Origin of the sequence: Saccharibacter sp. EH611, assembly GCF_009834765.1 — a bacterium.
In the GTDB taxonomy this organism is placed as follows: Bacteria; Pseudomonadota; Alphaproteobacteria; order Acetobacterales; family Acetobacteraceae; genus Saccharibacter.
Genome location: NZ_WVHP01000025.1, coordinates 166,632 through 185,110, shown reverse-complemented (window position 1 = coordinate 185,110; position 18,479 = coordinate 166,632). Strand labels below are relative to the sequence as shown.

Here is an 18,479-nt window from a genome sequence, read left to right as displayed (position 1 = left end):
TATACAGCTTGCTTCTCTCAATGTCGTTACCACCTAGTACCTGTCACATATGAAGTAGCCTATAATAAGGCATTCCCTTGATAAGGGACGGTATATGAAACCATTCAGCGCCCCCTCTGCCGCGTCATGGGGGAGCGATACAGTAGAGAGGATATTATCATGGCACAGAAGAGAATTCTTTTTATCGTTGGCGATTTTGTCGAAGACTATGAAGTTATGGTGCCCTTCCAGATGTTAGACATGGTTGGCCATCACGTTGATGTTGCCTCTCCGGGGAAGAAGACAGGCGATCACGTCGCGACGGCTATTCATGATTTTGAAGGCTTCCAAACCTATACCGAAAAACGCGGCCATAACTTCACACTAAACACCAGCTATGATGACGTTTCTGAAGAAGAGTATGATGCGCTTGTTATCCCTGGTGGTCGCGCTCCTGAGCATCTCGCCACTCATGCCTCTGTTCTAGAGCTCGTTCAAGCCTTCTCGCGGGCGAACAAACCGATCGCGTCAATCTGTCACGGGCCGGTCTTGCTGGCAGCAGCTGGCGTGATTTCTGGCAAAAAAGTAAGCGCTTACCCCGCTTGCCAAGCTGATATAATCCTCGCAGGCGCCTCATACCACACTCTTCCGATGACAGGTGCCATCACCGATGGAACGCTCGTCACCGCTCCAGCATGGCCTGCCCATCCCGCTTGGATGGCGCAATTCCTAGAAGTTTTGGGAACCAAAATTACCCGTTAAACCCATCAACTTTTCTCACATCGCGTAAAGAGCGCGTGTCTGTGTGATCTCTATAGCCATGCTGACCCAGCACTCTATCACTCTCGCACGCGCTCTTTGCGCCTCCACGGGTTCGCCACAGCTTTAAGGGTAGAGGATATTTTTTGGGATATTCTCCAAACGATCGCTCGTGATAGCGGCCTCACCCTAACCAAGCCATTACGCGACTGATTGATGAAGCCATTGAGCGTTATGGCTCTATTGCCAATACAGCGTCTTTCTTACGCGTTTCTTGCCTACGCTACCTGAGTGAAAACCCTTCTAGAAAATCCAACGACCGCTCTTAACGCAGCAAGAGGGTTTCTCCTCCTAATCAAGCGCCCTTCCCATATGAAGATAAGGCAATAACTCCGCTCTTTTTACACAGGAATATAAGGTTATTTTGATTTTTTTTCTGTATCCTATATTTTAATAAGATCGCTTTAAAAATGATGGTTCATTTTTACAAAGGTCTTAGGCCTTGTGGCGGGAACATCAACCTGTCCTCCCTCGCCATCATCACATCTTTGGAGAAGTCGCTCATGCCAGACAGGGCCTTTAGCTCTGGGCGCCATAGCCCGCCTTCCCAGTTTTTCTGGGGCCATTTCCGCCCGCTCCTGCGTCTTTTTGTCGTGCCTTTGCTTCTTATAAGCTTAGCGCCGACTTTGGCACAGGCCACCACAACGCCTGCTCCAGCGGGGCCGCATATTGATGCCGCTCAGGCGAAACAGTTGATCAGTGTGCTCAATGATGATGCCAAACGTAAGCAGTTTGTCACGACGTTAAGCAACTTAACAGCTGCACAAACATCGACAGCACAGAAAACGTCACTTCCTGACCAAGTACTGACGAATCTGTCCTCGTTTGGCAGTCGCACGATGATACAGCTGCGTGTGTTGCATCAAAACGCGCTCAATTTCCGTGAAATCATCCCCTGGGTGCAGCATGTCTGGCAGGACAAGAGCACGCAAAGCCAAATCTCCTGCGTCCTCCTCCGTGTCGCACTGATGATTGTCGGCAGCTTTGTGCTCATCCAAGTGATGAGGCTGCTCCTCAAACTACCGCGCAATAAGCTTGATGAATTGGCGAAAGATCATGATCGGCTCCAGTTCCATCGTGAAGCCGATAAGCTCAGAGCGGCCAGCGCAGCTAATGCGAAAGCCGAAAAAGCAGAAGATGATTCTGCTGATGATCAAAAGACGAGCACAGACGCGGCTCAACCCGACTTTGAAGATCAACTCCGTCGCCAAGGAGCATTGTCTCGTCTGCTCATCTCCCTCCATCGCTTTCCCTATACATTCGGTAATGCTGTGCTGGATGGGCTGGTCGTCCTCATGTTCCCCCTCACAGCTTTGCTTATTCAAAGCTTAGACCCAGCCCCCACCGATGCAACGTTACAATCTGTTTGGAGCATTGCGTGGATATCAGGCATCGGTCTGGGGCTTTGGACGATCCTGATCCGGGCTTTGCTTGCACCTAAACAGCCTTGGCTGCGCCTAACGGTCTTGCAAGACAATGTGGCGAAGTTCCTTTACTATTCCTTCCTGCACCTCGCTACGGTGCTCGCTTGGGGCTATACGGCACTGATCGTGTTGCACCATTGCACACTCCCCCCGGATGTCTCACTGAGCTTAGAAAAGCTTCTCGTCCTCGTTGTGCATGCCATGGTTGCCATCATGATCTTGCGGGCCCGTGGGATGATCAATCATGTGTGCGACCGTGTCGCAACGCGCAGCCCACGCCTAGCCCCTCTCATGCGTGTGATTGCCCGCTGCTGGTGGGTTGTGGCGCTCTTCTTTGACGTTGCACTATGGCTTGTGTGGGCAGCTAATATTCAGGGTGGCTATGATGTCATCTTGCGTATCTTCGTTCGTACATGCGTTGCACTGGTGCTGATGCGCGTTCTCAGCATTCTGGCCTATGGTGGGCTGAGCCGTATTGTCCATGCCCTTACTGATTCTACCCTCACACATGAGACGCAAAACCGTATCTTGCGCTATTACCCCGTTGCCCAGCGCCTTTTAGCGGTCGTGATCGCAGTGCTAACAGCTCTTTCCCTTGCTGTGGCATGGGGAGCACCGATCTATTCCGTCTTTGGAGAACATACACTCGGTGGGCAACTCTTCTCCTCCATTATTACCATCATCATCGCCTTGGTCGTTGGTGTTGTGGCGTGGGAAGTGGTCAATGTCGCGATTGAAAACCAGATCCGTCGTCTGGGCCAAAAAGACAGCGTTGAGCAGCAAAACCGTATGGCACGCCTGCGCACCTTGCAGCCGATGTTCCGTATTCTTCTGCTCGTTGTTCTGGTCATCGTCATTGGTCTAACGGTTCTCTCTCAGCTGGGGATCAATACTGGCCCACTTCTGGCGAGTGCCTCTATTTTTGGTGTGGCTTTGGGTTTTGGTTCTCAAAAACTGGTGCAAGATTTCATCAGCGGTATTTTCTTACTCATGGAAAATGCCCTCACGGTTGGTGATTCTGTCACCCTCAACGGCACCTATGGTGTGATTGAGAAGCTGTCGCTCCGCTCGGTGCATATCCGCGCTAATGATGGGTCGATGAACATTTTCTCCTTCAGCTCCTTAGGTCAGGTCACCAATTATAACCGTGACTTCTCCCGCGCTATGATCATTGTGGAAGTCGGTTACGATGTGGATACGGACGTTGCCGTTCAAGCACTGCTCGATATTGCGCAAGACATGCGTAAAGATCCGAAATTTGCGTCAGACATCATTGACGACTTCCAGCTCTGGGGTGTTTCAGCGCTCAATGATTTCTCTGTAACAGTGCGAGGAACCTTCCCCACAACCACATCAGGCCGTTGGCCGGTTGAGTGGGAATTCTATCGTCGGGTGAAAAAAACCTTCGAGGAACGTGGGATCACCATCCCCTTCCCAACACGGACGATCAATCTTCAAGATGTCCCCGAGACTGGCACACCACACGCTGTGCCATCACGGCCTCACGCTCCCACCCAAGGGGGCACCAACGCCTCCTAAAGACGGAAGGGGAGCTGCCGGCTCCCTCTTCTCGCATAAAAAAACCCCTGCCTTCACTCAGAAAGGCAGGGGTTTTTGATGCGACGGTTCAACAAACCCTCAAAAAGAATTAGCCATGTTCTTCATCATAAGAACGCAAGGCTAGAAGCGCCCAAATCGTGGCTGGAACCCAACCAAGAATAGTCACCTGAAGCAGCAGGCAGATAACCCCCGCAATTGGACGACCGATTGTAAAGAAGCTCAACCACGGAATGAAAAATGCGATCAGAACACGGAGCATACTCTGCCCTCCTTAATGAGCGTATGACAGTAATATCCATGACGCTCCATACTCTGGACACGCTCATGGCCTCTTACGGCCGTACTATAAACAACCGTCCTTTAATAGAGAGTTTCCATCTTGCCGGTATGATGTGATCATTCCATACTGTAAGTATCGTGTCACGAGCCTTTTTATTTTGACCACAGGCGCGTGGATAGGCTCAACACACCCTCTAAAAAACACGTCCTTTGCGTGGAGAATGATCCCTCTTATGGTTTTTCCAATCCAGAAACCTGCTTTTATGCGCCACATATACAGGCTTATGCTCATCGCGTTAGTCTCTGCTCTGACGGCTATAGGTTTAAGCGCCGCCCAAGCTGCCAGCCCCACCCCTGCCGCAGCACAACCTACGCTCAACACACCTCTGAGCCGCGATGAAGCACAACGCCTACTCTCTGTGCTCAATAACCCACAAGAGCGCGATCAGTTTGCCCGTACGCTGTCGCTCATGGCGCGCGCAGCACCGCCAGCCTCCACGTCGGCCTCATCCCCTTCATCTACCCCCACACTGGATAAAAGTCTTTTACCAGACCTGCACTCCGGCTTTAACAGTCTGCGCAACCAAGTCTGGCGCGATATTGGTCATTTTTTCAGCTTATTTAATGATGTGCGCTATGTCGGGATTGAAGCCCATAAACAACTGAGCTCTCCAAGCGCACGCGCTGCTATTATCAGCACCTTAACAAAAACAGCCCTGATTTTCATTATTGGTCTGGCCTTGGAATATGGCGCGAGCGTTCTTCTGCGCCGGCCTGTGCATTATCTGACAAGCCAAGCGTTCCGACGCGATACCCTCAAACGCTCGGATACCTCCCCCGACCTCTCTGGTTCTACAACCGGTGAGGATAACGAAAAAACAGAAGAACTTCGGGCAGCCGACCAAAGACGCCAAGCAGAAACAGTGCGCTTTCTCGCACGCATTCCTTATGCTTGTGGCTTCTTTGGTCTCAAAATAGCCCCTATCGCTGTTTTTTACCTGCTGAGCCTCGGCGCCTTTTTGCTCATTCCGTGGGATCAGACCGGTGGCGATGTCTTTATGAACATCGTCAATATTTATGCCGTTACACGCTGCCTCTATCTTTGCGGGGAAACCATCCTCGCCCCGCACGCATCCACCATTCGTCTCCTACCCGTCATGGACACAACGGCACGTTTGCTCACACGCTGGTGGAAATATCTCATTATCCCTCTCGCGCTCATCGTCGTGCTTACCTGCTTGGGCGATAACCGGTTTATCATCCTTCCACGTGGGGCTGATGCATTAATCCGTATTATTGTCTTTATTGAGCATCTCTTAATTGCGGTCTTTATCTGGCGCGTACGCCATATTGTGAGCCGCTTTTTAACACCAAACCGCACCACTGCTCACACGGTCTCTTTTTGGAGTGTCCTGGGGGCTATCGCCCGTTTATGGTGGATTCCAGCTCTGTTACTTGATGTGTCACTCTGGACGGTTTGGGCTGCACAACTGCCGGGCGGTTATCATTGGATCATTCGTGCCACATTAGCCACAATCGCTACACTCGTGCTCTTCCGCATTGTTGCGATTATGGTTTATGGCGCTCAAAATACCCTTTTCCGCCTCAAACCCTCCCTCGTTCAACGCTTTCCTGACCTCCAAAAACGTGCTGATCGCTATTACCCGATGACACGCCGTTTACTCACGGCAATACTCATCGCTATTACAGCTGTTACAATCGCCAATATTTGGGGTCTGCCAAGCTATGGGTTCTTCCTCCATAATCCACTGGGGAACCATATTTTTGTTACCCTCTTAATCCTCCTGACCGCCGCTATCAGCGCGGTATTGATTTGGGAGGGAATCAACCTCTTCCTCCTCCAACAGCTTGCTCATTTTGAACAAAATGGCATGCTGTCCCGTGCGACGCGTCTTAAAACCGTCCTCCCCATTATCCGCACCGTCATGCTGGCGCTGATTATTATCATCGTCACCGTCACGACCTTGTCGCAAATGGGGATCAACGTCACTCCATTACTGACCGGTGCCGGTATTATGGGGGCAGCGATTGCTTTTGGCTCTCAAAGCTTGGTGAAAGACTTTATCACAGGGTTCTTCATGCTAGTTGAAGATGCCATTCAAGTAGGAGATTGGGTCACAACAAGTGGGGTTTCTGGCACGGTGGAAAATCTCTCCATCCGCACCGTCCGCATTCGTGATTCGAATGGGGATCTCCACATTATTCCCTTCTCCTCGGTCAACTCCATCACCAATACAGCGCGTGGCTATAATAAAATCGTCATCAAGCAACAGCTGGCTTTGTCAGAGGACTTCGCCCGTGTCGTCGCTCTTATGTCTGATGTGGTGACAGAGATGCGCCAAGACGATACCTTTGGCCCTATGATCCTCTCCGATTATACGGATCTTGGCGTGGATGATAGCGGAGGCTCTGGTGCCATACTTGTCGGTAGTATTCTCACGCAACCGATGATGAAATGGAAAGTAAAGCGCGAGTTTAACCGTCGTATCAGTAATCGTTTTGCGTCAGAAGGGATTAACTTCTATACGAGCACGTCTTACATTACGACACCACCCAATGCGCCGTTCCACACCGTTCAAGACGGCGTGCAACCTCGCATTGAGCCATCTTCCCAACAATCATCGCAGAGCTAAAACGGCTCTATAACACACGCCCCATCTGGTCATGCTGACCCGGTGGGGCGTTTTTATGAGAGGGCTGCCATAGCGCAGTCTCAGCACAGTGACCGTTTATAATAACTGAGCAAACATGGCTCCGTGACCATAGGAGGGCCACTCTTCAGAAGAGGCGCTTTTTTCCTCATCTGAAGCACTGTCTAATGATGTTTCTGGCACCAAAATAGCCAATAAATCCTGAGCCTTTTGTGCCGTGATCGTTTGGGCGAGCCTGTAGAAAATCTTTCTCCCAACACGCTCAGAAACGACAAGCTCAGCCCGTCTCAGCTGCCCTAAATACTGGCTCAACATCGGTTGGGTGATCCCTGTTAAACGCTCAATATCCGCGACCATGCAACGTTGTTGGCGTAATAGAAGGAGAATCATCAACCGTTGCGGTTGAGCCAGCACACGCATCTCGTCTGCTAAGGAGCGACACTGCTCCTCCGTCACTGGCACTTTATGGCATAACAGCTCTTGCTTTGTCTCTGCCATCATCCCTCCTCATCATCTCCTTGGGATGATTGGTCGGCACACTCCTTTCCTTTGGGGTGAAGAAACCAACTCCTCCCCCGCCTACGCATCGCCTGCTGCGTCTGGGCTGGTGGCGCAAGTGTTGGTTGGCCAGGGTGCCATCCTTCTGGGGTTACGACGTGAGAACGCTCCACCTCCTGCAGGGCCTCTAACAAACGCAGCATCTCCGCAATGGAACGCCCTACCGTTGCTGGGTATGTCAGGCTTGCTTGTAAGACTCCTTCTGGGTCGATCACCCGCACAGCACGTGCTGTCGCACTATCTTGAGCGGAAGGATCCAACATGCCGTAAATCCGTGAAAGCTCTAAAGAAGGATCTTCAATAATCGGGAACGGAATTTCTACATCAAAGCGCTCTTTAATGAGGTCAACCCACGCTAAATGAGACGCTAAACTATCGACTGACAACCCCAGAACGACGCAATTACGCCGGCGGAAGGCTGGTTCATGGTGCGCCATCGCGATAAATTCACTCGTACAAACAGGAGTAAAAGACGCAGGATGTGCCATGAGGATCACCCAACGCCCTCGTAACCCTCCTAAGGTCACCATTCCTTGCGTCGTTCGTGCCCGAAAATCCGGTGCTTTCTCACCAATACGCAACGGCGGTATTACCGGGTTATCCCCTGCCTCACTCATCGCTTATCGCTCTTTCATCGTCTGAAGAAGGAGCCTCATTCTCTCACGCGAATCTCAAAATGTGAATTAAGTTTTTTCATTAATTACCTTTTTTTATATTTTTGCTTTATCTTTAAATACCCTTTTTAGGGAGCAGTTTTCTGCCATTTTTTAATTTGATTTATGTCAAAAAAATTCATTTCCCCGCAGAAAATTAAGCTATTTAGGCTTGATTATGGCGATAAAGTGATTTTGTTAAGTCAATCGCCCCGTTCAGCCAAACATCGTTGCTGAACTTATTTCACCTTCGGAGGCCATTCATGACAGCCCGCCTTCACGCCAGAGCGCCGCAGACATTATCCCGTCTGACGCGCCTTGCCGCTGTGCCACTTGCGGGGTCTGTCATACTCGGTGGTGGGGGCGCCGTTTTTCTCATTGCGCAGATGGGAATTCTTGCACAAATCATCACCGACCTCGCCTTTCGTCATCATCACGCACTCAACGAGCTCCTTTATGCAGGGCTTCTCATAGGCTGTGTCGTACTCCGCGCTCTCTGTCAGGGCAGTGGCGATATGCTGGGTGATTATGCCGGTCAGACCGTCACCTCCTCCTTACGCATGGAAGCCATGGAGCATCTTTTTCGTGTGGGGCCGGTGGGGCTTGCTGGCCAGGATAGCGGCCGCATAGCCACCCTCCTCTCTGAAGGAATTGAGGCCCTCCACTCCTATATATCCCGCTACATGACCCGAGCAGCGGCCATGCTCGTCACCCCTTTGCTTATCTTAGCAATGGTGGCCAAGCTTGACGGGTGGAGCCTGTTGATCCTTGCCATAACAGGGCCGCTTATTCCCCTTTTTATGGCCCTTGTGGGGTATAGTGCCCAAAGCTTGATGGATCGCAAATGGACAGAGCTTCTCCTTCTCGGCGCTTCTTTTCTTGATACACTCCAAGGGCTGACCACGCTGCGTCTGTTTGGACGCACGCGCGATGGCTTAACCATCCTCGCTCATCAGACCCGCGCGCATCGCCGCAGCACGATGGCAGTTATGCGGGTCGCATTTCTCACCTCTGCCGTGCTGGAGTTCTTCTCCAGCCTGTCGATCGCGTTGGTCGCTGTGCTATTTGGGGCCCGTCTGCTGAACGGAACAGTGGCCTTCCAAGAGGCGTTCTTTGTGCTGCTGCTCGCACCTGAGTTTTTCATGCCGCTACGCAGTTTTTCTGCCAGCTACCATGACCGTCAAAATGCCCAAAGTGCCTTTACCCCGATCGCAGAGCTCTTCACCCTTCCTCCGTTATGTCAGGCCGACTGTCCGTCTTCCACATCCGCCCCTCTTCAGAGCGTGCAGCTTGACAAGCTATGCGCAGGATATGGCGATGAGCCCGACGTGCTTCACAGCCTCTCGGCTCACTTTAACCGCAATCAGCTTACCGTCATTACCGGGCCCAGCGGCAGCGGCAAAACGACACTCCTGCGTGTTCTATTAGGGATGATGCCGCTCCGTTCCGGCCAAGCCAACGCACAGCGTGCAGACGGCACACACTGCCCTCTGGAATCCCTCACGATTGGCTGGGTACCGCAAAGCCCCTTCCTGCTCGCCGGCACCATCGCTGATAATCTACGCCTCGCCGCTCCTCATGCTACCGAAGACGCTCTTCAGGATGTCGTGCAACAGGCCGGCATGAGTGACATTATCGCGACCCTTCCTGAAGGCCTCCAAACCTCTTTAGGGGAACGCGGCGCGCCGCTTTCAGCAGGGCAGATCCGCCGGCTGGCTCTGGCTCGCGCCCTGCTTCGTGCCCCTCAGCTTCTGCTCTTTGATGAACCTACGGCTGATCTCGACGCTGCCAATGCCGCTCATGTGGCGGACGCCATCGCTCAGGCCAGCAGCGGGCGGGTCTGCATCGTCATTGCCCATCGCTCCGACCTCACCCGTTACGCTCAACAAACCCTGACGCTGAGTAATGGTTCATGGACACAAACAGGAGCGGTCTCATGACCCAACCGTCACCGTCCGCTTTTTCCATCCGTCCTTTCCTCCGCCAAGCACGCGGTGTCTTGTTCGCTGGGTGTGTTCTTTCATGCTTGGCGTCTTTGGCGAGCTTTGGGCTGCTTTTTCTCTCCGGCTGGCTCTTAGCCGGCGCGGCAGCCGCGGGAATAGGCGGGATCGTAGCACAAAATATGTTCAACATCACGCTGCCCGCCGCTGGTGTGCGCTTCTTTGCAACCGTGCGCATCGTGGCACGCTATGGGGAGCGGCTCATCACTCATGATGCCGCCCTCCGTGTGACGGGAAAGCTACGTGTCTGGAGCTTTAAAACCCTCGCCCCACGCTCAGAAAGTCTGGCAACACAGGCGCGCAGCGGTGATGTCCTATCCCGCTTCGTTCATGATACCGAGCAGCTTGGGCAGTTCCCCCTTGATGTCGGCCTGCCTGTTGGCACCGCCTTTGTCGGCGCTCTCGTCGCTGTGGGTGTGACCAGTGCTTTCAACCCAGCCAGCGGCCTTGCGCTCGCTCTTGGGATGAGCATTGGGGGGCTCGCCCTCCCGTGGCTGATCGGCGTTCTGACAGACCCGCTGTCTCAACAACAACGCGACCATACAGCCCGTCTGCACGCGGATATGCTGGAGACCTTACAAGGCATGGCCGATATTATGGCCAATGGTGCAGCCCAGCGCTGCATAGACCGCCTGCACCAGCGCCAAACAACGCTCAACCGCCTGATCATGGGGCAAGCATGGCGCGCCCACATCGTGCGGCAATTGCTGCCCATCCTCACCATGCTATGCGTTTTAAGCGTGCTGTTCTGTGCGTCTAAGGCCCTCCAAGCTGGGCATCTCACAACGGCGCAACTCCCCATGCTGGCGATGGGTGTGCTCGCAGCATTTGAGATGGTCGCCCCTTTAATGGACGCACGCTTGGCCTATGAACGCTTTGTGCAAGCCGCTCAACGGGCCGGTGCGCTCTGCGACCTTCCCATCGCAACGCCAGAGCCATCCACACCAGTAGCCCTCCCCCAGCACGCGCCCTTAGCCCTCCGTCATGTCCAGCTCTCTCTCGATGGGCACAGGGTGCTGAACGATGTCACATTCAGCCTCGCACCGGGGGAACGCTGTGCCATCACCGGCCCTTCTGGCGCTGGGAAATCAACTCTCGCTCGCCTCATCATGCGGCTGATCGACCCCGATCATGGCAGTGTCACACTCGGAGATAAACCGCTCAATCATTTTACCACCGAGCAGCTTTCTCACGAGATTGGGATGCTCAGTCAAACGCCTCATCTCTTCCAAGGCAGCGTGAGGCGCAATCTGCTGATGGCGGATCCACAGGCAACCGAAGCACAGATGATCGCAGCCCTGCACATTGTTGACCTCCATGAAGAGGTCAACGCCATGCCGCAAGGGTTGGACACACTCTGTGGAGAGCACGGCACACGGCTTTCCGGCGGGCAAATGCGTCGCCTCGCCCTCGCACAGATCATTCTACGTCGCCCATCCTTCCTCGTGCTGGATGAACCGACTGAGAGCCTCCCTCCCTCTATGGGCACACGCATGATAGACAATGTACTAGCCGCGTTACCCCAAGCAGGTGTACTGTGCATTACCCATAGGCCAGAGCCCCTCCCTTTTATGAACCGCGTGTTCAGGCTGCATAATGGCTGTCTCATCGCCGAGGAAGGGGGTGAGCGATGAGTTAAGCCCCACACACACCCAACCTGACAGAAGGTGATGCTTTCTGGCTGGGCCCTGCCGCTCTCTCTTTCGACGACGGCCCATCCGGGGAGCATCTCCGCCCTTTGCCCTAGCGTGCTCTGTCCATGCCCCTTCGAGAAACAGGAGTTTGCAGTGGATCTTATCAATCCCCATGTTGTTGACCTGTCTCGCTTCCAATTTGCGATGACAGCACTCTACCATTTTATGTTCGTCCCCCTCACTTTGGGGCTAACCTTCCTTGTTGCCGCGATCGAGACGGTTTACGTCATCACCGGTCGTCGTATTTACCGCGATATGGCCAAGTTTTGGGGTCATCTCTTTGCCATCAACTTCGCCCTCGGGGTCGCCACCGGGCTGACGATGGAATTTGAGTTCGGCACCAACTGGTCGATGTATTCCCACTTCTTTGGCGATATGTTCGGCACACCGCTCGCCATTGAAGGGCTGATGGCGTTCTTTATGGAATCAACCTTCATCGGCCTCATGGTCTTTGGATGGGACCGCCTCAGCCGCCCCGCCCATTTGGCGATTACCTTTCTTGTTGCCGTAGGGTCTAACCTCTCTGCGCTCTGGATCTTGATCGCTAATGCAGGGATGAATGTTCCCGCCGGTACGCATTTTGACCCCGACACCATGCGGATGCAGTTCCAAAGCTTTGTCGAGCTCGTCTTTAGTGAAGACGCACAAGCGAAGTTTGTACACACCTCTGTAGCCGGTTATGTCTGCGCTGCGATGCTCATTATGGGGATCAGCGCCTTTTATCTCCTGCGTGGACGCCATCGTGAGCTTGCGCTGCGCTCCTTCCGTATCGCTACATTGTTTGGGCTCATTTCCTCAGTCGCCGTCATCACCTTAGGAGACGTGCTGGGCCGGATGGACTACGCCAAGCAACCAACCAAGATCGCCGCGATCGAAGGGCTATGGCACACATCAAACCCTCCTTATGCACCATGGGCTGCTTTTGCATTGCCTGATGATGCCAAGCAGGAAAATCATTTTGAGATCGGCATTCCGTTTGTGCTGACCCCACTCATTACCCATAGCTTTACTCAGCCGATCACCGGTATGCATGAGCTTGAAGACCAAGCGGCACCACGCATTCGCTCCGGTATTGTCGCGATCAATGCGCTTAAACACTATGGTGACACCCATTCCAGCGCAGACCTCGCCACGTTCCGTGCGCATGAAGACGATATGGGCTTTGGCTTTCTCGCCATGCGTCATAGTCCCAACCAAGATACCAGCGCCATCACTGAAGCGGATCTTGAGCGGGTCGTGCACCAAACGCAGCCTGATATTCTTCCTAATGTGTTCGCGACCTTCTGGGCGTTTCGCATCATGGTGGCTTTAGGCGGATTCTTCTTCATCTTCTTTGCGTTCTCCACCTTCTTCAGCCTGCGTAATCAGCTTGAGAGCAACCGTTGGCTGCTCCATATCGCCGTATGGGCTATTCCGCTGCCTGTCATGGCGACAGAATTTGGATGGATCACCGCAGAGGCAGGGCGTCAGCCTTGGACCGTGTTCAATCGTCTGCCGACCTTCTTGTCCTCTTCCAGCCATACAGTGGGCTATATGACCTTCTCACTCATTGGCTTCATCCTCCTGTACAGCGCGCTCATTGTCGCCGAGTTTTACCTCATGTTCCGCTACGCACGCCGTGGCCCGCAGGACCATACATCCCACGACACCACGCTTTCAGGCCTTCATAACGCACAAGGAGGGCATTTCTGATGACTGCTTACGTTATTCTTAAACTTCTCTGGACGGGAATATTAGGCTTCCTCCTGTCAGCGCTTGGGCTGATGGTCGGGATGGATATGGGCGTGGGCACGCTCCTGCGCTTTGTGGGACGCACAGACCCTGAGCGCCGCACCATGCTTAACATTATCGGCCCGCATTGGGACGGAAACCAAGTGTGGTTCGTGTTGGGAGGCGGGGCTATCTTCGCCGCCTTCCCCTCCCTCTATGGCACGTCTTTTTCCATCTTTTACGTGGTGATGATCCTGCTGCTCTTTAGCATGATCTTACGCCCTGTCGCCTTTGAGTATCGCTCTAAAGTGGAAAATAAGCATTGGCGTGCAGGCTGGGATGTGGCCTTCCTCATCTCAGGGTTTGTGCCGATGTTCGTCTTTGGTGCGGCCTTCGGGAATGTCCTCCAAGGGGTGGGCTATCACTTTCTGTGGACCGGGCAATATATCCAAGATGAGAGCTTCTGGTCCTATCTGCTCAACCCCTTTGCCATCCTCTGCGGTCTCATGAGCGTAGCACTGAGTGTGCAACAAGGTGGCGCAATGCTGATGCTGCGTGCAGAAGAACCCATCTACTCACGTGCGAAACAGTATAGCTCACTCGGTGGGCTTGTCGCTGCGATCCTCTTTGTGATTGGTGGCGTCTGGATGCACAGCATGAAAGGCTTTATGTTGACGGCTCCGGTAGACCCGAACATGCCCGCCAACCCACTACATGGCCAACATGTCGCGATGGTAAAAGGCGCATGGCTGACGCATTTCACGGCCCACCCGTTGCTCTGGCTCATCCCCATTATCGGAACCGTCTGCATGGTGGCGAGTTCTTTCTGTCTCCGCCGTGACCATGTCGGGCTTGCTTGGTGGCTGGGTGCGGGCTCTTGGATTGGCACGATCGGGACCATCGGTGCCGCCATGTTCCCCTTCCTCATGCCATCATCCACCGCACCGGACCAAAGCCTCAGCACATGGAATGCCACAGGCAGCGCCTATGGCCTTACCGCCATGCTGGTTGTCAGCAGCATCTTTATCCCCATCATCCTCTCGTACACGTCCTGGTGTTACCATGTCATGCGAGGCCGCGTGAGTGTGCATGACGTCATCAATAGTCACGATAGCTATTAAGGAGGGGCTTATGTTTGCTCGCTTTCCAGCATTGCTGAAACTCGCAGGTCTTGGAGCTGCGCTCGTCATCGCCCTGCTTTTTGCTGTCTTCGTTGGCGACCAAGGCCCATGGTATTTCGCCTGGGTTGTCGGCACGGTGATGATCGTGCTCATCTCCGCGACAGGGGCCGTTCTTTTTGAAGCCCAAAACAGTGAGGAACACGACAAAAATAAGGAGACACAGCCATGATGGGTGACTTAGAAGGCATTATCTTCTTCATTCCCTTTGTTTATCTTGCTGTTTACCTCGCTGCCGTTGTGATTATGAAACGGCTCGAACCGTGATGGCTCAATAAACGCCTTCCTTTATCATCCTGCTCTATGGAGCGCTCGATAGTGCTGAAGATATGTAACAGCCACGGCAGTGCCACCCTGTCATGCCCCAGCCTATAGACGCCACTCCTGAGGAGGAACGAAAAAAGCCGCCCTTTCCATCGGGGCGGCTTTTTGTGTACTCTCATACCATCAGAGCATAGAGGGACGATCACGTCATGGATGACGACACCAAAGAAGCACTCAAGATGTTTCTCCGCTTTCTCATCCCGATCATTCTCGTTGGCGCTACCTTCGCCGTATTTTCCGTTAAAATTCTACTGGCTCTCTTTTAAAGCACACAGCTTACCGACCAATCATTGTCATAAACATTATATATTTCTATTTCAAAACGAGAATATCCTAGAAAAACACATCTAGAATCTGTTAGGAAGCCACACTCCCTTTTATCCCCTTTCATCAGGATGGTGCGCATGGCTTCTTCCCCTCGGCAATACCGGCTTGGACTGTTCAGTATTACTGTCACAGCCATTCTCTGGGGAAGTATCGGCATTGCAGCCAGCATGGCGCCCCCCGTGCGCCCTCTCACAATGGGGGCAGCAGCGATGGGCTGCGGTGGGCTTCTCCAAGCACTCAGCGCTTTACCAAGCCTGTACCACGCACGCGCACTTTTAAAGAAATACGGGCTTTATGTCCTGCTTGGCGGGCTTGCTGTCGCGATTGACCCCCTCGCATTCTACACCTCCATGCATATGTCCGGCGTTGCTGTCAGCACGGTCGTCAGTCTCGGCTCAGCCCCTTTATTCTCTGCTATCATTGATACCGTGATGGATCGTGTCACGCTCGGCCCTCGTTGGTATTTAAGTGCGGCTTTAGGGATTACAGGCATTGCTCTGCTCTGCTTCGCAGAACGCGCGGCCAGCCTCTCTCACCACGCCGCCCCCGCACCGATCACGGGAATCATTCTCGCCCTTATCATGGGCTTTACCTACGCCTTCTACTCTTGGGCCGCCCACCGGCTTATTCAACGCCAGGTTCCATCAAGGGCGGCTATGGGCAGTATCTTTGGTGTGGGCGGGCTGCTCCTTATGCCGGTGCTCTTCAGCACTGGGGGCGCTTTTCTGCTCTCTTGGCATTATATCGCCGCCGCAGCGTATTTAGCGGTTGTTCCGATGCTCATCGGCTTTATGTGCTTTGGCTATGGGCTGCGCCATGTTCCTGCAAGCACCGCAACAACCATTACACTTCTTGAACCCACAGTCGCTGCTCTTTTGGCCGTTTTCATACTGGGCGAACGCCTTCCCTGGGTTGGATGGAGCGGTATTGGGCTGATTATGCTCAGCCTTATCTGTGTCACCTCTCCCAAAAAAGGCAATAACACTTAACCTGCCGCCCTCTTACGAACCAAGCTGGGCACGGCGTTGCCTCACATGGAGAGATATGCTCACGCCAAGAGCCAGCAAGGCGATCGTGCCCAGTGACAACAACGTATCAATCCGTGACCCCGGCAAAAAGAGCAATAATACCGTCAAAACAGGGATAAGACCAATCACCGTTCCTGCGATCCAACGATTCAGGCGCTTTTGACGTAATCTGGGGTTCCGCCAATAAGCAATGGCGGCCATCATATACATAAAGAGAATTAACCCGCCCGATGCCCCAAGCAAAATAGGGTACACCGTCTCTGGTGACCCGACGGCAAAGAGCACAATAATCAGCTCTAATGCCGTGGTAAGCCGTAGCGCCCATACAGGCACATGGCGTGCTGTTTCCTGAGTGAGGAAAAGCGGTGCAAGGTTAAGGCTGCCTAGCTCGCGCATCGTGCGAGACACGACATAAACAGCGGAATTAAGGCACGAAAGCACAGCAATTAACGTTACGGCAATAGCGGCTTTTTGCGCAAACGGCACATGCAGCATGTGCAACACCGTTAAGAATGGCGAATGCCCAACCCGAACCGCATCCCACGGCACCAGTGACACAATCACCAGAACAGACCCGGCATAGAAGAACAGAACTTGCAGCGGCAAACGACGCACAGTGCGGGTAATATTCTCCACAGGGCGGTCACTATCAGCAGCCGCCATCACCGCAATTTCACAGCCACTGAATGTCTGCACAATCATGGGGACAGCCCCAATCACAGCCCACACACCACATGAGAAAAACCCACCATGGCTCGTCATCGTTTGCACAGCTCGGCTAAACGGATGCCCTGACCATGCCAGCCATCCCAGCCCAATAAGAATAAACACACCCAAAAAGAGCAGCTTTAATATAGAAAGACCCGCTTCTGCTTGCCCATAATGACGGAGAGATAAACGATTGATCGCCCAAGCGATCGCAATAAAAGCCAGCGCCCCCGCAAAAGCAGGTACAGCGGCCAAGTCTTGAAGGATCATCCCCCCCGCTACAGCCTGCGCACCGGCTGTGACAGCCCAAAGGAACGCATAGCTCCAGCCACTCATAAAAGCCGCACGCGGCCCCACATGCTGGGCAATATGGCTGATAAAAGAGCCACGCCCTTGGGCATCAATCGCCAAACCGCCCAGAAGGCGCATCACCAGCCAAACAACGGCCCCGGCACCAAGGTAGGATAGCAGCACAGCAGGCCCAGAAGCCGCAATCGTTGCCGATGTGCCCACAAACAGCCCTGCCCCGATAATTCCCCCAATGGAAATCATCGCGACATGAAAAGATCTCAACGTGTTCGCTCTGGGGCGACTTTCACCACGTAACACATGACCATTAGGCTGCGGGGCCACCGCCATCGACTTCATTCCTCTTTCTCTTATGACGGACCAACGGGGCGATCACCCAAGATCGTGACCCTGTTCATAATCCGTCGTGCTGGGCGATAATCATCAACCGCATAATGCTGCGTAATACGATTATCCCAAAAGGCAATATCACCCTCTTCCCAACGCCACCGTACCGAATATTCCGGCTTCGTGGCATGATGGAATAAATAGCTCAAAAGAGCCTGACTTTCAGCAAAATCCACATCATTAATTTCAGTGGTGAAGCCTTCCGCTACAAAAAGCCCTTTTTCGCCCGTTTCAGGATGCACCCGCACCACAGGATGTGTCACAGGTGGATGCGCATTACGCGTTTCCGTCCATTTTGCGAGGGCTTCAGGCGTGTTTCCAAAACGTGACACGGGGAAAGAGCGTGTAAAATCATGTTTAGCGGTCAGGTGCTCCACACGCTGACGCATCCCTTCGGATAGCCCCTCATACGCTGCTGTCCCACTCGCCCAGATCGTGTCACCCCCCCCGGTTTCGGGCAGAAGGCGTGCCGCTAAAACCGCCGCTTTTGGGGGCTTTTCTTCAAATGTCACATCTGTGTGCCACAGCGCATTATCACGTAGATCATTCAACGCCGTATCCAGCACAATCGCTTCAGGCACATCCTTCACGACAGGGAAAATGGGATGACGGTGCAAGTTGCCAAAATTGCGCGCAAAATCACGCTGCTGCACAGGAGAAACCTTCTGACGACGGAAGAACAGCACCTGATGAGTAAGCAGCAACGCATTGATCTCATCACGCAAGGCTGGTGTTAGGGGCTTGGAAAGGTCAATCCCTTCCACCACCGCACCAATAGCGGGAGATAGCCGCGTCACCTGAAGTGCATTAGCCGCCGGGGCCACAGCAGGAAAACGATTGAGAACAGAAGGAACAACAGCCATAATCGTG

The 18,479-nt window shown here is 53.4% G+C and carries 15 protein-coding genes; 10 read left to right on the top strand and 5 right to left on the bottom strand.

From position 1 onward, the window contains the following. The first annotated feature begins 159 nt into the window (after positions 1-159). From GS535_RS10460 to GS535_RS10450, 3 genes are all read left to right on the top strand, one after another. Positions 160-741, top strand: a complete 582-nt coding sequence (locus tag GS535_RS10460; protein ID WP_160792717.1) for a DJ-1/PfpI family protein — start codon at positions 160-162, stop codon at positions 739-741. A gap of 96 nt (positions 742-837) precedes the next feature. Further along, a complete protein-coding gene (locus GS535_RS11185) occupies positions 838-951 on the top strand; it encodes a ribbon-helix-helix domain-containing protein (RefSeq protein WP_237442280.1) in 114 nt (37 codons plus the stop codon). 350 nt (positions 952-1,301) lie between these two features. After that, positions 1,302-3,761 carry a mechanosensitive ion channel family protein gene (locus tag GS535_RS10450; protein ID WP_160792718.1) on the top strand — a complete coding sequence of 820 codons (2,460 nt, stop codon included), beginning with the start codon at positions 1,302-1,304 and terminating at the stop codon, positions 3,759-3,761. A gap of 109 nt (positions 3,762-3,870) precedes the next feature. Here the strand turns inward: GS535_RS10450 and GS535_RS10445 are convergent, their stop codons facing one another. Next, positions 3,871-4,041, bottom strand: a complete 171-nt coding sequence (locus GS535_RS10445) for a YqaE/Pmp3 family membrane protein (RefSeq protein WP_160792719.1) — start codon at positions 4,039-4,041, stop codon at positions 3,871-3,873. A 253-nt stretch (positions 4,042-4,294) separates the two neighbouring features. On the opposite strand from GS535_RS10445, the gene GS535_RS10440 reads away from it, so the two are divergent. Continuing rightward, a complete protein-coding gene (locus GS535_RS10440; RefSeq protein ID WP_160792720.1) occupies positions 4,295-6,715 on the top strand; it encodes a mechanosensitive ion channel family protein in 2,421 nt (806 codons plus the stop codon). 96 nt (positions 6,716-6,811) lie between these two features. Here GS535_RS10440 and GS535_RS10435 read toward each other — a convergent pair whose 3' ends face one another. After that, on the bottom strand, positions 6,812-7,234 hold the full coding sequence (locus tag GS535_RS10435) for a metalloregulator ArsR/SmtB family transcription factor (RefSeq protein ID WP_160792721.1): 423 nt from the start codon (positions 7,232-7,234) through the stop codon (positions 6,812-6,814). Then, entirely contained in the window at positions 7,231-7,908 is a 678-nt protein-coding gene (locus GS535_RS10430) for a peroxiredoxin (RefSeq protein ID WP_160792722.1), read from the bottom strand. Before GS535_RS10430 ends, GS535_RS10435 begins: the two co-directional genes overlap by 4 nt. Positions 7,909-8,207: 299 nt before the next feature. On the opposite strand from GS535_RS10430, the gene cydD reads away from it, so the two are divergent. From cydD to GS535_RS10400, 6 genes are all read left to right on the top strand, one after another. Then, a complete protein-coding gene (gene cydD / locus GS535_RS10425; RefSeq protein WP_160792723.1) occupies positions 8,208-9,884 on the top strand; it encodes a thiol reductant ABC exporter subunit CydD in 1,677 nt (558 codons plus the stop codon). Continuing rightward, the gene (cydC, locus tag GS535_RS10420; RefSeq protein ID WP_160792724.1) at positions 9,881-11,578 is read left to right on the top strand and encodes a thiol reductant ABC exporter subunit CydC; all 1,698 of its coding nucleotides are present in this window, start codon (positions 9,881-9,883) and stop codon (positions 11,576-11,578) included. Before cydD ends, cydC begins: the two co-directional genes overlap by 4 nt. A gap of 153 nt (positions 11,579-11,731) precedes the next feature. After that, on the top strand, positions 11,732-13,330 hold the full coding sequence (locus GS535_RS10415; protein WP_160792725.1) for a cytochrome ubiquinol oxidase subunit I: 1,599 nt from the start codon (positions 11,732-11,734) through the stop codon (positions 13,328-13,330). Beyond that, entirely contained in the window at positions 13,330-14,469 is a 1,140-nt protein-coding gene (cydB, locus tag GS535_RS10410; protein ID WP_160792726.1) for a cytochrome d ubiquinol oxidase subunit II, read from the top strand. Before GS535_RS10415 ends, cydB begins: the two co-directional genes overlap by 1 nt. Before the next feature lie 10 nt (positions 14,470-14,479). Further along, the gene (locus GS535_RS10405; protein WP_160792727.1) at positions 14,480-14,698 is read left to right on the top strand and encodes a hypothetical protein; all 219 of its coding nucleotides are present in this window, start codon (positions 14,480-14,482) and stop codon (positions 14,696-14,698) included. A 556-nt stretch (positions 14,699-15,254) separates the two neighbouring features. Further along, positions 15,255-16,166 (top strand): DMT family transporter, encoded by a 912-nt coding sequence (locus GS535_RS10400; protein WP_160792728.1) that lies wholly within the window; start codon positions 15,255-15,257, stop codon positions 16,164-16,166. Positions 16,167-16,178: 12 nt separating this feature from the next. On the opposite strand, the gene GS535_RS10395 is transcribed toward GS535_RS10400, so the two are convergent. Further along, positions 16,179-17,561, bottom strand: a complete 1,383-nt coding sequence (locus GS535_RS10395; protein WP_237442279.1) for an amino acid permease — start codon at positions 17,559-17,561, stop codon at positions 16,179-16,181. A gap of 11 nt (positions 17,562-17,572) precedes the next feature. Beyond that, positions 17,573-18,472, bottom strand: a complete 900-nt coding sequence (tauD, locus tag GS535_RS10390; protein WP_160792892.1) for a taurine dioxygenase — start codon at positions 18,470-18,472, stop codon at positions 17,573-17,575. Positions 18,473-18,479 lie beyond the last annotated feature (7 nt).

Bases quoted from the DNA above. Each gene is read 5' to 3' on its own strand.
- GS535_RS10460 (WP_160792717.1), top strand. From the start codon at position 160: ATGGCACAGAAGAGAATTCTTTTTATCGTTGGCGATTTTGTCGAAGAC.
- GS535_RS10450 (WP_160792718.1), top strand. From the start codon at position 1,302: ATGCCAGACAGGGCCTTTAGCTCTGGGCGCCATAGCCCGCCTTCCCAG.
- GS535_RS10445 (WP_160792719.1), bottom strand. From the start codon at position 4,041: ATGCTCCGTGTTCTGATCGCATTTTTCATTCCGTGGTTGAGCTTCTTT.
- GS535_RS10440 (WP_160792720.1), top strand. From the start codon at position 4,295: ATGGTTTTTCCAATCCAGAAACCTGCTTTTATGCGCCACATATACAGG.
- GS535_RS10435 (WP_160792721.1), bottom strand. From the start codon at position 7,234: ATGATGGCAGAGACAAAGCAAGAGCTGTTATGCCATAAAGTGCCAGTG.
- GS535_RS10430 (WP_160792722.1), bottom strand. From the start codon at position 7,908: ATGAGTGAGGCAGGGGATAACCCGGTAATACCGCCGTTGCGTATTGGT.
- cydD (WP_160792723.1), top strand. From the start codon at position 8,208: ATGACAGCCCGCCTTCACGCCAGAGCGCCGCAGACATTATCCCGTCTG.
- cydC (WP_160792724.1), top strand. From the start codon at position 9,881: ATGACCCAACCGTCACCGTCCGCTTTTTCCATCCGTCCTTTCCTCCGC.
- cydB (WP_160792726.1), top strand. From the start codon at position 13,330: ATGACTGCTTACGTTATTCTTAAACTTCTCTGGACGGGAATATTAGGC.
- GS535_RS10405 (WP_160792727.1), top strand. From the start codon at position 14,480: ATGTTTGCTCGCTTTCCAGCATTGCTGAAACTCGCAGGTCTTGGAGCT.
- GS535_RS10400 (WP_160792728.1), top strand. From the start codon at position 15,255: ATGGCTTCTTCCCCTCGGCAATACCGGCTTGGACTGTTCAGTATTACT.
- GS535_RS10395 (WP_237442279.1), bottom strand. From the start codon at position 17,561: ATGAAGTCGATGGCGGTGGCCCCGCAGCCTAATGGTCATGTGTTACGT.
- tauD (WP_160792892.1), bottom strand. From the start codon at position 18,472: ATGGCTGTTGTTCCTTCTGTTCTCAATCGTTTTCCTGCTGTGGCCCCG.